Origin of the sequence: Janthinobacterium silvisoli, assembly GCF_014200725.1 — a bacterium.
In the GTDB taxonomy this organism is placed as follows: domain Bacteria; phylum Pseudomonadota; class Gammaproteobacteria; order Burkholderiales; family Burkholderiaceae_D; genus Janthinobacterium.
Map to the genome: position 1 here is coordinate 41,749 of NZ_JACHCL010000005.1, position 15,312 is coordinate 57,060.

General features: G+C 60.7%; 12 protein-coding genes and 1 other RNA gene. 1 reads left to right on the forward strand and 12 read right to left on the reverse strand.

Annotated features, from left to right (window positions below; genetic code table 11):
* Positions 1-35: 35 nt before the first annotated feature.
* The 10 genes from ftsW to rnpB all read right to left on the reverse strand — a co-directional run bounded on the left by ftsW (position 36) and on the right by rnpB (position 11,442).
* Complete coding sequence (gene ftsW, locus HDE75_RS20580) at positions 36-1,247, reverse strand: putative lipid II flippase FtsW (protein ID WP_183679979.1); 1,212 nt, start codon at positions 1,245-1,247, stop codon at positions 36-38.
* Positions 1,247-2,815 (reverse strand): UDP-N-acetylmuramoyl-L-alanine--D-glutamate ligase, encoded by a 1,569-nt coding sequence (murD, locus tag HDE75_RS20585; RefSeq protein WP_183680365.1) that lies wholly within the window; start codon positions 2,813-2,815, stop codon positions 1,247-1,249. The genes ftsW and murD overlap by 1 nt, the downstream gene beginning before the upstream one ends.
* Before the next feature lie 17 nt (positions 2,816-2,832).
* Complete coding sequence (gene mraY, locus HDE75_RS20590; RefSeq protein WP_183679981.1) at positions 2,833-4,008, reverse strand: phospho-N-acetylmuramoyl-pentapeptide-transferase; 1,176 nt, start codon at positions 4,006-4,008, stop codon at positions 2,833-2,835.
* A 2-nt stretch (positions 4,009-4,010) separates the two neighbouring features.
* The gene (locus tag HDE75_RS20595) at positions 4,011-5,447 is read right to left on the reverse strand and encodes a UDP-N-acetylmuramoyl-tripeptide--D-alanyl-D-alanine ligase (RefSeq protein WP_183680367.1); all 1,437 of its coding nucleotides are present in this window, start codon (positions 5,445-5,447) and stop codon (positions 4,011-4,013) included.
* 2 nt (positions 5,448-5,449) lie between these two features.
* Positions 5,450-6,964: a UDP-N-acetylmuramoyl-L-alanyl-D-glutamate--2,6-diaminopimelate ligase gene (locus HDE75_RS20600; RefSeq protein WP_183679983.1), complete on the reverse strand. Its 1,515-nt coding sequence runs from the start codon at positions 6,962-6,964 to the stop codon at positions 5,450-5,452.
* Between the two features lie 8 nt (positions 6,965-6,972).
* The gene (locus HDE75_RS20605; protein ID WP_183679985.1) at positions 6,973-8,751 is read right to left on the reverse strand and encodes a peptidoglycan D,D-transpeptidase FtsI family protein; all 1,779 of its coding nucleotides are present in this window, start codon (positions 8,749-8,751) and stop codon (positions 6,973-6,975) included.
* The gene (gene ftsL / locus HDE75_RS20610) at positions 8,751-9,020 is read right to left on the reverse strand and encodes a cell division protein FtsL (protein ID WP_183679987.1); all 270 of its coding nucleotides are present in this window, start codon (positions 9,018-9,020) and stop codon (positions 8,751-8,753) included. The genes HDE75_RS20605 and ftsL overlap by 1 nt, the downstream gene beginning before the upstream one ends.
* Positions 9,017-9,991 (reverse strand): 16S rRNA (cytosine(1402)-N(4))-methyltransferase RsmH, encoded by a 975-nt coding sequence (gene rsmH / locus HDE75_RS20615; protein WP_183679989.1) that lies wholly within the window; start codon positions 9,989-9,991, stop codon positions 9,017-9,019. Before rsmH ends, ftsL begins: the two co-directional genes overlap by 4 nt.
* Positions 9,992-10,000: 9 nt before the next feature.
* Entirely contained in the window at positions 10,001-10,429 is a 429-nt protein-coding gene (gene mraZ, locus HDE75_RS20620) for a division/cell wall cluster transcriptional repressor MraZ (protein ID WP_183679991.1), read from the reverse strand.
* Positions 10,430-11,090: 661 nt separating this feature from the next.
* An RNA gene (gene rnpB / locus HDE75_RS20625) (RNase P RNA component class A) lies at positions 11,091-11,442 on the reverse strand.
* Between the two features lie 205 nt (positions 11,443-11,647).
* On the opposite strand from rnpB, the gene HDE75_RS20630 reads away from it, so the two are divergent.
* Positions 11,648-13,351 (forward strand): thiamine pyrophosphate-binding protein, encoded by a 1,704-nt coding sequence (locus HDE75_RS20630; RefSeq protein ID WP_183679993.1) that lies wholly within the window; start codon positions 11,648-11,650, stop codon positions 13,349-13,351.
* 67 nt (positions 13,352-13,418) lie between these two features.
* Here the strand turns inward: HDE75_RS20630 and HDE75_RS20635 are convergent, their stop codons facing one another.
* Positions 13,419-13,955, reverse strand: coding sequence for a hypothetical protein (locus tag HDE75_RS20635; protein WP_183679995.1), 537 nt, complete (start codon positions 13,953-13,955; stop codon positions 13,419-13,421).
* Between the two features lie 153 nt (positions 13,956-14,108).
* The gene (locus HDE75_RS20640) at positions 14,109-15,230 is read right to left on the reverse strand and encodes a porin (RefSeq protein WP_183679997.1); all 1,122 of its coding nucleotides are present in this window, start codon (positions 15,228-15,230) and stop codon (positions 14,109-14,111) included.
* Between the last annotated feature and the right edge of the window lie 82 nt (positions 15,231-15,312).

Consider the following 15,312-nt stretch of genomic DNA (forward strand, 5'->3'; position numbering starts at 1 on the left):
CGCGGGTTTCAAATTCGTTGCATTCTTTACGTCAGTCATAGCCGGCCTCCACGCATCAGGATCCGGTTTTCATAATCGATGCGCAGCAAGATCGCCAGGCCAACGCAGTTGATCAGCACACCCGTGCCGCCATAGCTCATTAACGGCAAGGTCAGGCCCTTGGTTGGCAGCAGACCCAGGTTCACACCCATATTAATAAACGTCTGCACGCCGATCCAGATGGCGATGCCCTTGGCGGTCAGGCCGGCGAAAGTCTGGTCGATCGCGATCGCCTGGCGGCCGATATCGAAGGCGCGCTTGATAATCCAGTAAAACATGCCAATCACGATCAGCACGCCGACCAGGCCCAGTTCCTCGCCGATCACGGCCAGCAAGAAGTCGGTGTGCGCTTCGGGCAGGTAGTGCAGTTTTTCCACGCTGCCGCCCAGGCCAACGCCAAATATTTCACCGCGTCCGAAGGCGATCAGCGAGTGCGTCAGCTGATACGCCTTGTTCAGCGCATTGTCTTCCTGCCATGGATCGAGATAGGCAAAAAACCGCTCACGGCGGAATTTCGACAGCGCGATGATGGTGACGAAAATCGCCGTCAGCATGGCGCCGATGCCGCCGAACCAGATGGCGTTCACGCCACCGAGGAACAAAATACCCATGGCGATGCACACGATCACGCCGAAGGCCCCCAGGTCGGGTTCCATCAGCAGCAGCAAGCCGACAAAGCTGACGGCCAGCGCCATCGGCATGAAGCCCTTGGTCAGCTTGTGCATGTATTCCTGCTTGCGCACCGTGTAATCGGCCGCGTACAGCACCATCACCACTTTCATCAGCTCTGACGGCTGCGGGCGCAGCCCCGGCAAATTGAGCCAGCGGCGTCCACCGTTCACGGATACGCCCAGTCCCGGCACCAGCACCATCACCAGCAGCACCAGGGTGCCGATGAACAGCCACGGCGCGATCTTTTGCCAGGTCGCCACGGGAATGCGGAACACCAGCGCGCCGACGATTACCGAGATGGTGATGAACAGCGCCTGGCGGACAACGAAGTAATTGTTGGTGTAGGCGGCGAACTTGCGCGCGTCGGACAGCGAAATGGAAGCCGAATACACCATCACCATGCCCAGCAACATCAGCAGCAGCACCACCCACACCAGCGGCTTGTCGTACTCCATCATCTTCGATTGCCGCGCGCGGCTATCGAGCGGCTTGCCAGCCGATGGGGTACCGAATCCGAAGGGCAGCTGGAAGGCCATCAGATATCCTGTCCGTTTTCCAGGGCGATGTCGCGCACGGCGTCGACAAACACCTGCGCGCGATGCGCATAGTTCTTGAACATGTCCAGGCTGGCGCACGCCGGCGACAGCAGGACGGCATCATGGGCTTGCGCCAGTTCGCTGGCGCGCTTGACCGCGCCGGGCAAGGTGGCGCAATCGAACAGCTCCACGCCGGCTGGCTCCAAAGCTGCGCGCAAAGCTGGGGCATCGCGGCCGATCAGCAGCACGGCGCGCACATAGCGCGACACGGGTTCAGCCAGCGGCGAGAAATCCTGGCCCTTGCCATCGCCACCGGCGATCAGCACCAAACGCTGCTCTGCACCGCCGAAGGCCTTGCCCAGGCCATACAAGGCCGCCACCGTGGCGCCCACGTTGGTTCCCTTGCTATCGTCGTAGTATTCAACATCATTGACGGCGGTGATCAATTCCACGCGGTGCGGCTCGCCCTGGTATTCACGCAAGCCATGCAGCAGCGGCGCGAATGGCAAGCCGATGGCGCGGCACAGGGCCAGCGCCGCCAGCGCGTTGGCGGCATTGTGCTGGCCGCGGATTTTCAACGCGTCGGCCGGCATCAGTTTTTTCGCCAGGGTCGGCACCGGTTCCGGCGCCGGATCATTCTTGCGGCGTTTTTTCTCGATCACTTCTTCGCTGAGCACGGCTTGCGACAGCCAGAAAATGCCGCGCTCATTGACCAGGCCAAAGCTGTCCACCTCCACCGGCTCGCCCGTGCCGAACGTAACGGTTTCGCGCAGCGGATCGGCCATGCGCATCACCGCCGCATCGTCGCGGTTCAGCACGCGCACGGTCTCGTCGCCGAAAATGCGCGCCTTGTCCTGGCCGTAGGCGGCCATGTCGCCATGCCAGTCCAGATGATCCTGCGACAGATTCAACACCGTGGCCGCATCGGCTTGCAGGCTGAACGTCGTGTGCAGCTGGAAGCTGGACAACTCCAGCACCCATGCTTGCGGCAAGGTGCTGGCGACCGGTTCGGCAGGTTCAGCAACAGCCGTACCCTCTTCTTCCAACACTGCTGCCGGTGCAGGCTCGGCGTCGAGCACCTCGCGCAGCACATCCAGCGCGGCAGGGCTGATATTGCCGGCCACGCGCACGGACAGGCCCGCGCGTTCGCACAGCAGGCCGACCAGGCTGGTGACCGTGGTCTTGCCGTTGGTGCCCGTGATGGCGATGACTTTCGGCGCATAGCCGCGTTCTGCCTTCAGCGCTGCGAGCGCCTGCGCAAACAGTTCGATCTCGCCCCACACGGGGATATTTTTCTCGGCAGCTGCCGGCGCAATCCCGGCCAGTTCGCGCTGCGGCGCCAGGCCGGGGCTGACGGCGACAAAATCGACGCCGTCGAGCAAGTCAGCGCTGAAGGGACCTGCAAAAAATTGTGCTTGCGGCACAGCTGCTTGCAGCGCGCCCAGGCGTTCGGGCGCCTGGCGCGTGTCTGCCACGCGCACGGAAGCGCCGCTGCGGGCCAGCCACAGGGCCATCGCCAGTCCCGACTCACCGAGACCGAGCACCAGTGCAGTTTTAGCGTCGTACATCTTCACGGCGGCATCCATTAACGCAGCTTCAAAGTAGTCAGTCCCAGCAGGACCAACATCATGGTGATGATCCAGAAACGCACGACCACTTGCGTCTCTTTCCAGCCTTTTTGTTCAAAATGGTGATGCAAGGGCGCCATCAGGAAAACACGGCGGCCTACGCCATAGCGCTTCTTGGTATATTTGAACCAGGCCACCTGGATGATCACGGACAGGGTTTCGACCACAAAGATGCCGCCCATGATGAACAGGACAATTTCCTGGCGCACGATGACGGCGATGGTGCCCAGGGCGCCACCGAGGGCCAGCGCGCCCACGTCGCCCATGAAGACTTTGGCGGGGTGCGTGTTATACCAGAGGAAAGCCAGGCCGGAACCGGCCAGCGCGCCGCAGAAAATCACCAGTTCGCCGGCACCCGGAATGTGCGGAATGAACAGGTAGCGCGCATAGGTCGCGTTGCCGGTCAGGTAGGCGAACAGGCCGAGGGCGGTGCCCACCATCACGGTTGGCATGATGGCCAGGCCATCGAGGCCATCGGTAAAATTGACGGCATTGCTGGTGCCGACGATGACGCAATAGGTCAGCGCAATAAAGCCCCACACGCCCAGCGGATAGCTGATGGTTTTAAAGAAGGGCACGATCAGGTCGGCCTTCGGTGGCAAGTCCATCGCAAAGCCCGACTGCACCCAGGCGTAGATCAGGTTCCACACCTGGCCCGCGTTCGGCTCGGAGATGGAGACGGAGAACGCCAGGTAAAACGCGGCGACGATGCCAATCAGCGACTGCCAGAAGTATTTTTCGCGCGAGCGCATGCCTTCCGGGTCTTGATGCACCACCTTGCGGTAGTCATCGGCCCAGCCGACGGCGCCAAAGCCCAGGGTGACGATCAGCACGGGCCAGATGAAACGGTTCGACAGGTCGGCCCACAGCAAGGTGGAAATGCCGATGGCGATCAGGATCAGCACACCGCCCATGGTCGGCGTGCCGTGTTTTTTCAGATGCGTTTGCGGTCCGTCGGTGCGCACAGCCTGGCCGACCTTCATGCGGGTCAGCATGCGGATCACGGCCGGACCGGCGCACAGGCCGATCAGGATCGCCGTCAGGGTCGCGAACACGGCGCGGAACGTGATGAAGTTAAAGACCCGTAGCGGGCCAATGGCGTCCTGGAAATACTGAGCGAGCCAGAGCAGCATGATTAGTGAGTTTCCTTGTTACTGTTATTTGAACCAATCAAATGCTGCACGGCCCGTTCCATCTTCATGAAGCGGGAGCCCTTGATTAATACTGTTGCATCCGAGCGGCCAGCCAGACGCGCATCGAGCGCCGCCAGCAAACCGTCGAACTGTTCGAAATACTCCACGACCGTGCCCGAGTCCGGGCTTGCGCCGGCCTTGACCGCATTGACTGCATAGCGCGTCAAGCCGCCCGTCGCCAGCACATGTTCTATGCCTTTGGCGGCGGCGTATGCGCCGATCTCTTCGTGGAACTGCTGCCCCTGCGTACCGACTTCGCCCATCTCGCCGAGCACCAGGATGCGTGGCGCGGCGCTGGCCGCCAGTACATCGATGGCCGCCCGCACCGAATCCGGATTGGCGTTATACGTGTCATCGATGATGGTGGCGCCATTGGCCGCGCGTTTTTTCTGCAATCGTCCCGCCACCGGCGAAAACGCTTCCAGGCCCTGCCTGACCTGTTCAAGCGCAATGCCGGCGCCGATGGCGCATGCCGCCGCCGCCAGCGCATTGCGCACATTGTGTTCGCCTGCCGCTTGCAGCGCGACGAAGAACTGGCGCACGCCGCCATCCTGGGCCCGCACGCTGACAAACATGTCGCTGCCAAAGTCTTCGGCGGCGCGATGGGTGCAGCTCACATCTGCCTCTTTCGACAAGCCGAAAGTGATCACGCGGCGGGTACCAGCCAGTTCGCGCCACAGTGGTGTGAATTCATCGCCGTGCGGGAAGACGGCTACGCCATCGGCCGGCAAGGCCGACAGCGCGGCGCCATTTTCGCGCGCCACCGCTTCCACGGTATGCATGAATTCCTGGTGCTCGCGCTGGGCGTTATTCACCATCGCCAGGGTCGGCGCGGTGATCGCCGCCAGGCGGCCGATTTCGCCAGCATGGTTCATGCCCATTTCAATCACGGCCGCCTGGTGGCTGGCATCGAGACGGAACAGGGTCAGCGGCACGCCGATTTCATTATTCAGATTGCCGCGCGTGGCCAGGCGCCCTTCTTCGCCAAAGGCGGCCGCCAGGATCGAAGAAATCATCTCCTTGACGGTGGTCTTGCCATTGCTGCCGGTGACGCCAATTACGGGCAGGCTGAAACGGCGGCGCCAGGCGTTGGCGATGCGGCCCAATGCCGCCAGGGTGTCTGACACCACGATAGCGGGCACTTTTGCGCTGTCCCAGCCTTCCGGCAAGCGCTCGACCACCACTGCGGCCACGCCTTTATCGGCGACCTGGGCCAGGAAATCGTGGGCGTCGAAGCTTTCGCCTCGCAAGGCGACGAACAGCGAACCGGGCGGCGCGCTGCGGCTATCGGTGGACACGCCGGCAAACGCCCGGGCGGCATCGCCCGTCAGCTTCGCGCCGTCCAGCACTGGCAGCAGTTCTGACAAAGTAGCGTGCATCATCAATTCGTCCTCATCATGGTGAGGCGAGCCGACAAGGCCAGCTGCGCGTGATCGGTATCCGAGAACGGCAGTTTCTTGCCCTTGATTTCCTGGTACGGTTCATGGCCCTTGCCTGCCAACAGGATCACGTCCGGCTTGGCGGCATGCTTGATGGCCGACAGAATGGCGGCGGCACGGTCTTCGACCGCCTGCGGCTGCGGGCCATCGGCGCGCATGCCTGCCACGATCTGCTTGATAATGGCGTGCGGATCTTCACTGCGCGGGTTGTCGCTGGTGACCAGCACGTGGTCGGCCAGCTGGGCGATGGCGCCCATTTGCGGACGCTTGCCCGGATCGCGGTCGCCGCCGCAGCCAAACACGCACCACAATTCGCCACCGCGCTCCTGCGCCACCTGGCGCAAGGCGACCAGGGTTTTTTCCAGCGCATCGGGCGTATGGGCGTAATCGATCACCACCATCGGCGCTTCCTGGCCGCCCACCTGCTGCATGCGGCCGGGGGCCGGCTGCAGCGATTCGATCGCCTCAATGGCCGCGCGCAAGCCGCTGCCGTGCGCCAGCAAGGCGCCCAGCACGGCCAGTGCATTGCTGATATTGAAGTGGCCGACCAGCTGCGTCTTGACCAGCGCCACACCGAGCGGACATTCCAGGTGGAAGTCGGTGCCCGCGTTACGGCTGCGGAACTGGCTGGCGCGCAGCATCAATATGCCCGGCAAATCCGGCACCGCCGCAGCGTCTTGCAAGGTATATCCGATAACGGGAATCTCGCCTGCCAGCTTGCCCGCCACGTGCGCCGCCAAACGTTGACCCATGGCGTCGTCGAGATTGATCACGGCCGTCTTCAGCCCGGGCCAGTCGAACAGCTTGACCTTGGCGGCCTCGTAAGCTGCCATGTCGCCGTGGTAGTCCAGGTGGTCGCGCGTCAGATTGGTAAACATCGCCACATCGAAATGCATGCCGGCTGCGCGCTGCTGATCCAGGCCGATCGACGACACTTCGATCGCCACCGTCTGGGCGCCGGCCTCACGCAGGGCTGCCAGCTTGTGCGCCAGCAGCACGGCGTCGGGCGTGGTGTAGCCGGTGACGTCGAATTCGATCTCGCCGCGCGGCTTGCACAGGCCGACGCCCAGCGTACCGATCACGGACGCGGTCTCGCCCAGGTGCGCGAGCGCCTGCGCCAGCCACAGTGCGCAGGAAGTCTTGCCATTCGTGCCAGTCACGCCGGCGCTGAACATGGCGCTGTCGGGCATGCCGTAAAAAGCGTGCGCGATCGGACCAGCCTGTGTTTTCAGGCCGGCCACGGCCAGGTGCGGTACGTTCCAGCTGGCGTCCCAGGCAAAACCGGTATCGTCATAGACGATGGCGGCCGCGCCCTGGGCGATGGCGGCGCTAATAAAATGCGTGGCGCCGGCATAGGCGAAAAACACGTCGCCGCGCTGCACACGGCGCGAATCGGAGGTCAGCTGCCCCGAGGGCGCAGCTGCCTTGATCCACAAATTGATATCTTGTATGGTCATGAGTGACTTCACATGGCCTCCGGGCCGCCATTGGCCGGGACCACGATTTCGGTAACGGAAGAATCGGGCGGCACGTTCGCTGCACGCAGCGCGTTCGTTGCAATCGCCGCGAACGCGGGTGCGGCAACCTGGCCGCCGTAATGGGCAGGACCCGTCGGTTCATCGATCATCACCGCAATGATGAAACGCGGCGCAGACAGCGGCGCCAGACCGACGAAGGAGCCAATATATTTGCGCGGCATGGCGTACTTGCCGTTTTCAACCTTGTACGCCGTACCCGTCTTGCCGCCCACGCGGTAGCCAGCGACCTGCGCCCGCTTGGCCGATCCATGCGGACCCGATACCACCAGTTCGAGCATGGCGCGCATGTCGGCGGCGGTTTGCGGCTTGATGATTTGCTGGCCCACGGGAAGCTCGGTAACCTTCTGGAAGGACAATGGAATCGTGTCGCCATTGCGCGCAAACATCATGTAGGCGCGCGCCAGCTGGATCAGCGATACCGAGATGCCGTTACCGTAGCTCATGGTGGCCTGCTCGACCGGACGCCACGATTTATACGGACGCACGCGCCCTGCCACGGCGCCAGGGAAACCCCATTTCGGCTGCTGGCCGAAGCCCACCTTGGTAAACATTTCCCACATATCCTGCGCCGGCATGCTCAGCGCGATCTTCGAAGCGCCGATATTGGACGACATCTCGATCACTTCCGAGGCACTGATAACGCCATGCGCCGAGGTGTCGGTAATGGTGCGGTCGGCAATCGTATAACGCCCCTTGCCCGTGTCGATCAGGGTGGTTGGCTTGATCCGGCCCTCGTCGAGCGCCAGCGCCACCGTGAATGGCTTCAGGGTCGACCCCGGCTCGAAGGTGTCGGTCATCACGCGGTTACGCAATTGCTGGCCGGTCAGGGTGCGCCTGTCGTTCGGATCGTAGCTGGGGTAGTTGGCCAGGGCCAGCACTTCGCCCGTGTGCACGTCCAGCACCACGGCGCCGCCGGCCTTGGCGTTGAATTTTTGTACCGCTTCCTTCAACTGCGTAAACGCGATGTACTGGATCTTGCTGTCGACGGACAGGGTCAAGTCCTTGCCGTCATGCGGTTCGTGGATGAAACCGATATCTTCGACGATATGGCCCAGACGGTCCTTGATCACGCGGCGGCTGCCATCGCTGCCGGCCAGGGTTTTCTGCTGCGCCAGTTCCATACTTTCCTGGCCCACGTCTTCCACGTTGGTGAAGCCGACCAGATGGGTCATGACTTCGCCCTGCGGATAATAGCGCTTGTATTCCTTGCGTTCGTCGATGCCGCCGATGCGCAGCTTGGCGATCTTGTCGGCCACGTCCATGTCTACCTGGCGTTTCAGATAAACGAAGCTGCGGTCGGAATCGAGCTTCTTGCGCAATTCGGTGACGTTCATTTCCAGCAGGGCCGCCAGCGCATTGATTTTTTCGGGTGGCGCCTGCAGCACGTCGTCGGGAATCGCCCAGATGGCTTTCACGGGAACGGACGAGGCCAGCACCTGGCCATTGCGGTCGGTGATCTTGCCGCGCGTGGCAGGCAAGTCGAGGGTGCGTTCATAGCGGGCGGCGCCCTGCTTTTGCAGGAACTGCGTCGACACGCCTTGCAGCCACATGGCGCGTGCGCCCAGGCCGACGAAAGAGAAGAACAGCAGGAACAGCACGACGCGCGAACGCCATACGGGCAGGCGTACCGCCAGTACAGGGTTCTTCGAGAATGGCACGCCTTTCGACGCCGCCACCCGGCCATTGCTGTTACCACCCAACTTCATTATTCGCCCTCCGTCAGATACTGGGTGCGCGACGCCGTCAGCGGCGTCATGCTCAGGTCGCGCCGTGCAATCGCTTCGATGCGCTCATGCTTGCCCAGGGTCGACTGGTCCAGCTGCAGCTGCGCCCAGTCGATGTCGAGCTGGCGCGACAGCTGCTGCGCGCGGTCCAGGTCGATCAGCAAATGGCGCGACTGGTACTGCGCATTCACATGCGAGAGGCCGCACACGACCAATAAGGCCGATAGCACGGTGCACAGCTTGCCGGTCATCGCGCGCCACCTGTCGTTGACACCAGCGGCAGGCGCTGCGCCACGCGCATCACGGCCGAACGCGCGCGCGGGTTGGCCTCGATCTCGGCGTCGGACGGCTTCATCTTGGCAATCAGCTTCATTTCCGGCTGCGGCAGGTCGGCCGCGCGGATCGGCAGGCGGCGGTCAGGCTGCTCCACGTTCGCTTTCGAAGCGAAGAAGCGCTTGACCATGCGGTCTTCCAGCGAATGAAAACTGATCACGGCCATGCGCGCGCCGGGCGCCAGGCTGGCATACGCCTGGCTCAGGCCGATCTCGAGATCCTCGAGCTCTTTGTTAATGAAAATGCGTATGGCCTGAAAGGTGCGGGTAGCGGGGTCCTTACCCTTCTCGCGGGTTTTGACGGCGCCTGCCACGATGCTGGCAAGCTGTCGTGTGCTTGAAATTGGCTGGACTGCCCGGCCAGCAACAATCGCCTTTGCAATCTGAAAAGCAAACCGTTCTTCCCCATAATCGCGTATCACCTTTTCTAAATTCTGCTCGGTTTCCACGGCCAGCCACTCGGCTGCGGAAATACCGCGCGTGGTATCCATGCGCATGTCCAGCGGTCCGTCGTTGCGGAAGCTGAAACCGCGCGCCGCATCGTCGACCTGCGGCGAAGAGATGCCCAGGTCAAGCAGGATGCCGTCCACCTGCCGTACTCCACGCGCGGCCAGGCTGGCCGTCATGGTGGCAAAGCTGTCATGGACGATGTCAAAACGTGGATCGGCTATCTGTTCGGCGGTGGCGATGGCTTGCAAGTCCTTGTCGAAGCCGATCAGGCGAGCGTCGCTGGCCAGGCGCGACAAAATCAGGCGGCTATGACCGCCGCGGCCAAACGTGCCATCGACATAAATGCCGTGCGCGCGGTCGCCCGACAGGTCGAGCGCATCGACCGCTTCATCGAGCAGCACCGTGCGATGCTGAAATTCCGGCACCGTGAGTAGTGTCATTACGGAGCCTTAGAAAGAAAAATTGGAAAGTACATCGGGAGTGCCACCGGCGATGGCCTGCTGTTCCTGTTCGGCCAGTCGGGCGGCATCCCATATTTCAAAATGGCTGCCCATGCCGATCATCATCACTTCGCGCGACAGCCCGACGGCGTTGCGCAATTCAGGAGAAATCAGCACGCGGCCGGCCGAGTCCAGCTCGACATCAACGGCGTTGCCGAGGAAGATGCGCTGCCAGGCACGCGCAGACATGGGCCAGGCGGCGATTTGCTGGCGGTGGCTTTCCCACACGGGACGGGGGAAAAACAGCAGGCAGCCATCGGGATGTTTGGTCAGGGTCAGGCGGCCTTCGCATTGAATCGCCAGCGCGTCACGGTGCTTGGCGGGGATAGACATCCTGCCTTTGGCATCGAGATTGATTGCGGACGCGCCTTGAAACACGGAAGACCTTTTTGAGCTTGGTTTGCGACACCGTCGTATCGCGCTGCAGAGGGAAAAATTCCCACAAAAACACACTTTTTCACACAGTTGCCCACTTTAGAGTAAGCAAAGATAGTGGTCAAGCGGTTTCCGATTGGCAAAACAGGAATTTTGTTAATGAAATTAAGGACTTAGCGCATATCGTTGAAGGAGTCTCAAATAAAAATATATCGATAAATTAGATACTTATGGAAGATACTGAATGTGCTACCTCATCTGCACACATGTGTTTTCCTACTATAAACAGCAAAAAATGCGAAATCAAAAAATTGAAATTTTTACAGTTAATTGATACATGACAACATTTGCGTCGTACGAGCACAACGGCAAATACGGCAATGAAAAGTCATGATTAACAGCCAATATTTTGACCCATTCTGTCCACAGCCCAGTCATTCCCGGGGCTGGCTCCGCAGCAGGAAAAATATTTTGCATTGCAGCAATTAATTAAATCTTAGAAACTTTAAGCAATTGTCCATTTTAATTGTATAGACAACTTATTTGTAAACAGTATGCATTTGAAAACAAAAAAGCCCCGCTGCGGGGGCTTTTTGGCATCACAGCGGACTCATCATTCCGCTACGATGGCGTGCATCCTGGCTTGCCAGGATGCTCAGTATTCAAGTGAAGCAGGCCGGTAGGCCGGATTTTGTTACGGCGCTTTTTCTTGCGAATCAGCGCTATGACAGTCATTCCTCTAGGCGCCAAATTACTCGGGCGCTCAAGCTTTCTACCCGCACGCTCCGCGAGCAGCATCATCGCGTGCCTATTTGAAATTGCACCAGGTGGAGGTTACCGCGTTTCACCGTAACTTAATACGCTCGTCTCTGTGGCCCTATTCCTCGCCTTATACCATGGGCTTGCGCTTGCGGCTTTCAGCGGACGGCCGTTAACCGTCACCCCGCTCTATGGAGTCCGGACCTTCCTCCCGCCAGTGCATTGCTGCACCGGCCAGCGACTGTCTGGCCTGCTTCACCCGCCATTGTACCGCGCCGCAGCATGATTCTGCAAAAGCTGCGTGCCATGCGGCTGCCGGGCGATTGTGAAATTCGGTGTCGCCATTTCAAAAGCCGCCATAAATCACCTCACATAGAATGGCCCAAGCTGCGCGTCCACACGCGCCCGCCCCGCGCTTGATCCTGTTTTTTTTGACGATACAACCAGAATAAAGAGCCAACCATGACGCAACAATCCCGTACCGGCGGCCAGATCCTGGTCGATGCCCTGCAGATCCACGGTGTCGACACCGCCTTTGGCGTACCTGGCGAAAGCTACCTCGACGTGCTCGACGCCCTGCACGACTCCGGCATCCGTTTCATCATCAACCGCCAGGAGGGTGGCGCCGCCTTCATGGCCGAAGCCTACGGCAAGCTGACGGGCAAACCGGGCATCTGCTTCGTCACGCGCGGCCCGGGCGCCACCAATGCCTCGATCGGCGTACATACGGCGTACCAGGATTCGACGCCGATGGTCCTGTTCATCGGCCAGGTGGGCAACGATTTCATCGACCGCGAAGCGTTCCAGGAAATCGATTACCGCCGCATGTATGGCCAGATGGCCAAGTGGGTGGCGCAGATCGACCGCGCCGAACGCATCCCCGAATACCTGGCGCACGCTTTCCAGGTGGCCACCAGCGGCCGCCCTGGCCCGGTGGTGCTGGCCTTGCCTGAAGATATGCTGACCTCGCTGGCGACCGTGGCCGATACGCGGCCCTACCAACCGGTGCAGGCCGCGCCATCGGCGCCACAGATGGCGCAGCTGCGCAGCATGCTGGCATCGGCGCAGCGCCCCCTGTTGCTGCTGGGCGGCGCCACCTGGACACCGCAAGCCTGCGCTGACTTGCAACGGTTTGCCGAAGCCAACCATTTACCGGTCGCCTGCGCCTTCCGCTTCCAGGATTTGCTCGACAATGCACACCCGAACTATATCGGCGACGTGGGCATCGGTATCAACCCCAAGCTGGCTGCGCGCGTGAAACAGGCTGACCTGGTGATCGCCATCGGTCCGCGCCTGGGCGAGATGACGACTGGCGGTTACACGCTGTTTGCCTCGCCCGTGCCGCGCCAGCGCCTGGTGCATTTCCATACGGATGCGCTGGAACTGGGCAGCGTTTATCAGGCCGAACTGATGATCAACAGCGGCATGCCGCAAGCGTGCGCCATGCTGGCCGCGCTGGAACCGGTCGATGCATCAGCCTGGCAGCATACGCCAGCCGAAGCCAGGGCCGAACTGGCCGCCTGGCAGCAACAGCCGCCCGTCTTCCAGGATGGCCAGGCGCCGCTGGACTTGTGGCAAGTCACGCAAGACATCATGGCGCACGTGCCGCACGACACCATCGTGACAAATGGCGCCGGCAATTACGCCTCGTGGGCGCACCGCTTCCACCGCTACGGTGGCCTGCGTACGCAACTGGCGCCCACCAACGGCGCCATGGGTTATGGTCTGCCATCGGGCGTTGCCGCCAAGATCGTGCACCCGGAACGCACCGTGATTACCTTTGCCGGCGATGGCGAATACCTGATGAATGGCCAGGAACTGGCCACTGCCGTGCAATACAAGGCGGGCCTGGTGATCATCGTCTTCAACAATCAGATGTTCGGCACCATCCGCATGCATCAGGAACGCGATTATCCGGGCCGCGTGTCGGGCACCACCCTGCACAACCCGGATTTCGCGGCACTGGCGCAAGCGTATGGCGCGCACGGTGAAATCGTCAATACAACGGCAGAGTTCGCCCCTGCCCTGCAACGCGCGCTGGCCCATGCAACGGCGCACAGCCTGCCCGCCCTGATCGAGTTGCGCTATGACGGCAACCTGATCACGCCAAACACGACACTGGCCGCCATCCGCGCCACGGCGGAAAAGGCCAGGGCGGAAAAGTAAGCTTGCAAGCATCGCAAAAAAACAAAGGCCCGGTCAATACCGGGCCTTTTTCCTGAGCATGACGGACTCAGCCGACAGGTGCGCTGGCATTCTCGGGCTCTACCGGCCCAGCGGGAGCAACCGGGCAAGGCGTGCAGTTTTTCAATGCACGGCCAAAGTCGCGTATGCGGCTCAGTTTCATGGGCATATGCACATTGCCGCCGCAATAATCGCCTTCCAGCGTCAGGGTTTGTCCATCCTTGGAAAATTTGCCTGCCAGCTTGCGTTCTTCGCCATCGGCAGCCTGGATGGTGAAGTCCAGGGCGCCCGTGGCCGCATCGAGGTTGACGTCGTTGGCAACGATAGGCCAGCTCAGGGAACCTGCCGTGAATTCATAGATGACCGTATCGGCCTCGGCAAAACGGTGCAGGGTGACGCGCTGTCCGCCGATCTCGCCGCTATCCTTTTGCACGCACAGGTCCGAATACACGGCCACGCCATAGCGCTCCAGGCCGGCCGGCTTCTTTACCTTGGCGCCCGCGTTCGCGAGTGCGGCGCCCGCGGCGCCGGTCAGCAACAGGGCGGCCAGCATGGCGGCGGCGCGCGGCGATTTCATTTGGTACATGGGATTCCCCCTACTTTAGTAACAGCAACATTGTAAGCGAAATGCAGATGCAAAAACGCGCCACCAGACTATAGCCTGGTGGCGCGTTTTTTTTGCTGACAAACATCCCCGGAGGGATGTTTGTGGCAGATCTAAGCTTCGTATAAACGAATATTAGAACGAGTGACGCAGACCAACGTTGAAGGCTTTGTCGCCCGAACCAGCGTCGCTGTTGCCACCAACGGTGTAGACTGCACCGTTTTTGTTTTTGATTTTAGCGTACGAAGCGTAGGTGCTGGTGCGCTTCGACAGAGCGTAGGAGTAACCCAGTGCCCATTGATCAGCATCAGCGTTAGCGATACCTTTGTCGTTGGCTTTGATGTACGAAGCCATCACGGTGCCCGACTCGCCCACTGGTACGGTGGTACCGATCAGGAAGGTGGTGCTGTCAACGCTAGGAGCAGCAGCTTGGTAAGCGTAGGCGTTCAGGCTGCTCGAGCCGGTGTTCGCGCCACCGTTAGCAGCGAAGTTGGTGTTGCTCAGGCCCGAGTTGTAAACATTGCTGTTCACGCCTTTGTTCACGCCGTATGCCAGGTAAGCCTTGGCAACAACGAAATCGTAGTTAGCAGCTGCCAACAGGTTACGACCACTGCCGATGGTGCTAGCAGCCGAAGTTTGGTTGTTGACCAGGTTGTACACCAGGCGTGCGTTCAGAGGACCGTTCGAGTAGCCAGCCGATGCGCCGATTTGACGACCGGATTTGTTCGAATCAGCTTGTTCGCCGAAGGTGTAAGCCACGTCAGCGTCAAAGCCGTTGAACTTAGGCGTGGTGTAGTACACGGTGTTGCTGGTGCGGGTGTTCGATGGGAACAAGTTTTTAGCGGAACCAGCGTAGCCAACTGCGAACGGGTCAGCAATTTTCGACAGCGTGTTGTAGTACGGGGTGTATTGACGACCCAGGGTCAGCGTACCAGCATCTTTGCTGCTCAGGCCAACGTAGGCTTGACGATTGAACAGGGAACCTGCTTTGTCTTGTGCGCCGGTGTCAACGCTGAAACCCGATTCCAACAGGAACAGAGCCGACAGGCCGTTACCCAGATCTTCATTGCCTTTGAAACCGATACGCGAAGCCGAAGCCGTACCGCTGCTGATTTTGTTAACCGTGCCTTGAGCACCGCCACGCTCGCTGACGAAAGCTGCGTCAACGGTACCGTAGATGGAAACGCTCGATTGAGCGTGAGCGATGCCGGTGCTAGCTGCTGCCAGAACTGCCAGGGAGATCAGAGTTTTTTTCATTGCATGTTTCCTTTAATTTTGAAGCAAAAAGTAATACGGCCTATGCATCTCGTGCTGCGTTCTACAAGAACGCTTTTTATGA

Coding starts and splice junctions, on each gene's coding strand:
- ftsW (WP_183679979.1), bottom strand. CDS start 1,247: ATGGCCTTCCAGCTGCCCTTCGGATTCGGTACCCCATCGGCTGGCAAG.
- murD (WP_183680365.1), bottom strand. CDS start 2,815: ATGTACGACGCTAAAACTGCACTGGTGCTCGGTCTCGGTGAGTCGGGA.
- mraY (WP_183679981.1), bottom strand. CDS start 4,008: ATGCTGCTCTGGCTCGCTCAGTATTTCCAGGACGCCATTGGCCCGCTA.
- HDE75_RS20595 (WP_183680367.1), bottom strand. CDS start 5,447: ATGCACGCTACTTTGTCAGAACTGCTGCCAGTGCTGGACGGCGCGAAG.
- HDE75_RS20600 (WP_183679983.1), bottom strand. CDS start 6,964: ATGACCATACAAGATATCAATTTGTGGATCAAGGCAGCTGCGCCCTCG.
- HDE75_RS20605 (WP_183679985.1), bottom strand. CDS start 8,751: ATGAAGTTGGGTGGTAACAGCAATGGCCGGGTGGCGGCGTCGAAAGGC.
- ftsL (WP_183679987.1), bottom strand. CDS start 9,020: ATGACCGGCAAGCTGTGCACCGTGCTATCGGCCTTATTGGTCGTGTGC.
- rsmH (WP_183679989.1), bottom strand. CDS start 9,991: ATGACACTACTCACGGTGCCGGAATTTCAGCATCGCACGGTGCTGCTC.
- HDE75_RS20630 (WP_183679993.1), top strand. CDS start 11,648: ATGACGCAACAATCCCGTACCGGCGGCCAGATCCTGGTCGATGCCCTG.
- HDE75_RS20635 (WP_183679995.1), bottom strand. CDS start 13,955: ATGTACCAAATGAAATCGCCGCGCGCCGCCGCCATGCTGGCCGCCCTG.
- HDE75_RS20640 (WP_183679997.1), bottom strand. CDS start 15,230: ATGAAAAAAACTCTGATCTCCCTGGCAGTTCTGGCAGCAGCTAGCACC.